Below are 3,225 nucleotides of genomic sequence, written 5' to 3'. Positions count from 1 at the left end.
ACGAAGCCCAGGTAGTCGGCCGGATCGCGCTGCAGCCTGGCGATCGCTTCCACCGAGGCCGGCAGGCCGGCGTTGCGCATGGCTTCGCGCATGGTGATGCCGTCGGCATCCTTTTGCTCCAGCCAGGCGTGATTGAACTGGCCGATCAGCGCTCCCGAGCCGAGGAAGGTGGCCTTGTAGCGCTGTCCTTCCTCCTCGGAAAACGCCACCACCTCGATGCCGAACGGCAGCCGCCGCCGGGCCGATGCCAGCTCGCGCACGCAGGCCATGGGCGTGAAAAAGCCCAGCCGGCCGTCGTACTTGCCGCCGTTGCGCACGGTGTCGTAGTGCGAGCCGGTCAGCAGGTACTTGCCTTGCGCGAGGGCCGGGTGATAGCGCCCGACCACGTTGCCCACTGCATCGATCTCCACTTCGTCGAAGCCGCACGCGCGCATGGCCTGGACGATTTCCGCGGCCGCCGCCCGGTGGGCATCGGTCAGGTAGGTCAGCGTCAGCTGGCCGCGCTCCTGGTAGCCAGGATCGCTGTGCCGGCCCAGGCTTTCCTGCCAGTCCCACACCAGGTTGCCCAGCGCCGGTTCGGTGCCCAGGCGATCGTTCAGCCGCAGTTCGGCGATGCGGTGGATGTTGCGCAGCGCCTCGGCCTGCTCGAAGTCGGCCGGATTGTCCAGCCGCCGCGCGAAGGTGTCGATGATCTGCTGGCGGTCCAGCCCGGTGCCGCGCGGGCCGCGCACCGCGAGGATGAAGGGAAAGCCGAACTTCGCGTTGTAGTCGGCATTGAGCTGCTGGATGCGGCGCAACTCCTCGGGCATGCATTCGGTCAGGCCGGCCTTGCCTTGCTCGCTGGTGGACTCGCTGGTCAGCGCCATGGCCACCATCGCCTTGCCGGCCAGCTCCGGGTGGGCGCGGATCAGGCCCAGCTGCTGTTGGGCGCTGGCGGCGCGCACCACGTCGGCCAGCGCCTGCTTCAGGTGGCTGGCGGAGCGGAACGGCCGCTGCTCCAGCGCTGCCTGGGCGATCCAGGGCGAGTGTTCGTAGATGCCGTCCAGCAGTTGCAGGGCTTGCTGCAGCGTGGCGGCGTTCAAGTGATCCAGGGTGAGGGCCATGTCATGTTCCGGGGTAAGGGTGCGCCTGTTGCCAGTGGCGCGCGATGTCGATGCGTCGGCAGATCCAGACGCGGTCGTGCTTTTCGATGTGGTCGAGGAAGCGCTGCAGCGCGATGATGCGGCCTGGCCGTCCCAGCAGCCGGCAATGCATGCCGATGCTGAGCATTTTTGGCGCCTCGCCGCCTTCAGCGTACAGCACGTCGAAGCTGTCGCGCAGGTACTGGAAGAACGGCTCGGCATGCGAGAAGCCTTGCGGCAGCGCGAACCGCATGTCGTTGCAGTCCAGCGTGTATGGCACCACCAGGTGCGGCACCACGCTGCCGTCGCTCTTGCGCACCTTCATCCAGAACGGCAGGTCGTCGCCGTAGTAGTCGCTGTCGTAGGCCAGGCGGGCGTCGTCGGCCACCAGCCGGCGCGTGTTGGGGCTGTCGCGGCCGGTGTACCAGCCCAGGGGGCGGGCGCCGGTGAGGTTCTCGATGTTGTTCAGGGCGACGCGCATGTGCTCGCGCTCGGTTGCTTCGTCCACGTGCTGGTAGTGGATCCAGCGCAGGCCGTGGCAGGCGATCTCGTGCCCCAGCTCGACGAAGGCCCGCGCCAGTTCCGGATGGCGTTCCAGCGCCATGGCGACGCCGAACACCGTCAGCGGCAGGCCGCGCCGCTCGAACTCGCGCAGCAGCCGCCACACGCCCGCGCGCGAGCCGTATTCGTAGATGCCTTCCATGCTCAGGTGCCGCTCGGGAAAAGCCGGCGGGTTGAACATCTCGGACAGAAACTGCTCCGAGCCGGCGTCGCCGTGCAGCACGCTGTTCTCGCCGCCTTCTTCGTAGTTCAGCACGAACTGCACGGCGATGCGGGCATTGCCCGGCCAGCGTGCGTGCGGCGGGTTGCGGCCGTAGCCGGCCAGGTCGCGCGGGTAGGGCGCGGTGCTGTCGTAGATCATGGGTGCGGGCTCTCGTTCATGCCAGTGCCAGGGCGATGTCGTGGCTGGGGATGTGGCGGTCGAAGGCCAGGCTTTCCTGCACGTGCAGCAGGTGCTCCTGCATCAGGCGCACGGCGCGATCGGCGTCGCGCGCCGCCAGTGCCTTGACCAGCTCCACGTGCTCTTGCTGCGAATGGACGGCCGCGCCGTCGCGCTGGTACATCAGGGAAATCAGCGAGCTGCGGGAAACCAGGTCGCGCAGGATCTGGGCCAGCACCGCGTTGCCCGAAAGCTGCGCCATGCGCACGTGGAAATCGCCCAGCAGCTCGACCCGGCGGGTGTCGCGCTTGTCCAGCGCCGCCTGCTCCTGCGCCATGTGTTCGCGCAGCGCCTTCAGCTTGGCTGGAGTGACGTTGCGCACGAACTCGCGCGTCATTTCGGCCTCCAGGATGCGCCGCACCTGGAACACCTGCCGGGCCTCTTCCACGGTGGGGACGGCGACGAAGGCGCCGCGCGCCGGCTCCAGCGTCACCAGCCGGTTCTGCGCCAGCTGGAACAGCGCCTGCCGCACCAGCGTGCGCGACACGCCGAAGTGGTTGGCCAGCTTCTGCTCGGCCAACTTGGTGCCGGGCTGCAGCCTGTGCTCGACGATCGCGCGGGTCAGCGACCCGACGATGACGTCCGTGTTGGTGGTGGACGGCTCCATGGCCGGATGATAGCCGCGGTGCGTCAAACTGTATACACTCGCGTGCACAATCTTCGGAGCACGCCATGGGTCTCAGCACGCACGTCCTCGACACCATGCACGGCACGCCGGCTGCCGGCATGGCAGTGGCGCTGTACGCCACGGGCGCCGGCGAGCCGCTGCTGGTGCGGCGGCTGGTGCTCGATGCCGACGGACGCAATCCGCAGGGGCCGCTGTTCGACAGCGCGGAACTGAAGGCGGGCACCTATCGGCTGGTGTTCGATGTGGCCGCGTACTTTCGCGGCCGCGGCGTGCAGCTGCCCGAGCCGCCCTTTCTCGATCGCGTCGCGCTCGACTTCGGCATCGCCGACGTCTCGCAGCACTACCACGTGCCACTGCTGGTGAGCCCGTGGAGCTATTCGACCTACCGCGGCTCCTGACTCGCGAGCAGCCTGGCTGCCGGACCTTGCCGCCGCGCGCGACGCACGACTGGCGCACCAGCGGGTACAGCATTGCAG

At 68.4% G+C, this 3,225-nt stretch carries 4 protein-coding genes; 1 reads left to right on the top strand and 3 read right to left on the bottom strand.

The window, feature by feature from the left end; genetic code table 11:
- From uraD to JWP65_RS07840, 3 genes are all read right to left on the bottom strand, one after another.
- Positions 1 to 1,103 (bottom strand): 2-oxo-4-hydroxy-4-carboxy-5-ureidoimidazoline decarboxylase (gene uraD / locus JWP65_RS07850; protein WP_299762412.1); only part of this gene is annotated, 1,103 nt, incomplete at its 3' end.
- A gap of 1 nt (position 1,104) precedes the next feature.
- On the bottom strand, positions 1,105 to 2,043 hold the full coding sequence (puuE, locus tag JWP65_RS07845; protein ID WP_299762411.1) for an allantoinase PuuE: 939 nt from the start codon (positions 2,041 to 2,043) through the stop codon (positions 1,105 to 1,107).
- A gap of 16 nt (positions 2,044 to 2,059) precedes the next feature.
- Positions 2,060 to 2,728 carry a GntR family transcriptional regulator gene (locus tag JWP65_RS07840; protein WP_299762409.1) on the bottom strand — a complete coding sequence of 223 codons (669 nt, stop codon included), beginning with the start codon at positions 2,726 to 2,728 and terminating at the stop codon, positions 2,060 to 2,062.
- Positions 2,729 to 2,793: 65 nt separating this feature from the next.
- On the opposite strand from JWP65_RS07840, the gene uraH reads away from it, so the two are divergent.
- The gene (gene uraH / locus JWP65_RS07835; RefSeq protein WP_299762407.1) at positions 2,794 to 3,147 is read left to right on the top strand and encodes a hydroxyisourate hydrolase; all 354 of its coding nucleotides are present in this window, start codon (positions 2,794 to 2,796) and stop codon (positions 3,145 to 3,147) included.
- Positions 3,148 to 3,225: the final 78 nt, after the last annotated feature.

Source organism: Ramlibacter sp. (assembly GCF_028292805.1).
Lineage (GTDB): Bacteria > Pseudomonadota > Gammaproteobacteria > Burkholderiales > Burkholderiaceae_C > Ramlibacter.
The sequence above is the reverse complement of the archived record's forward strand: the minus strand, read 5'-3'. Positions and strand labels throughout refer to the sequence as shown.

Bases quoted from the DNA above. Each gene is read 5' to 3' on its own strand.
- puuE (WP_299762411.1), bottom strand. From the start codon at position 2,043: ATGATCTACGACAGCACCGCGCCCTACCCGCGCGACCTGGCCGGCTAC.
- JWP65_RS07840 (WP_299762409.1), bottom strand. From the start codon at position 2,728: ATGGAGCCGTCCACCACCAACACGGACGTCATCGTCGGGTCGCTGACC.
- uraH (WP_299762407.1), top strand. From the start codon at position 2,794: ATGGGTCTCAGCACGCACGTCCTCGACACCATGCACGGCACGCCGGCT.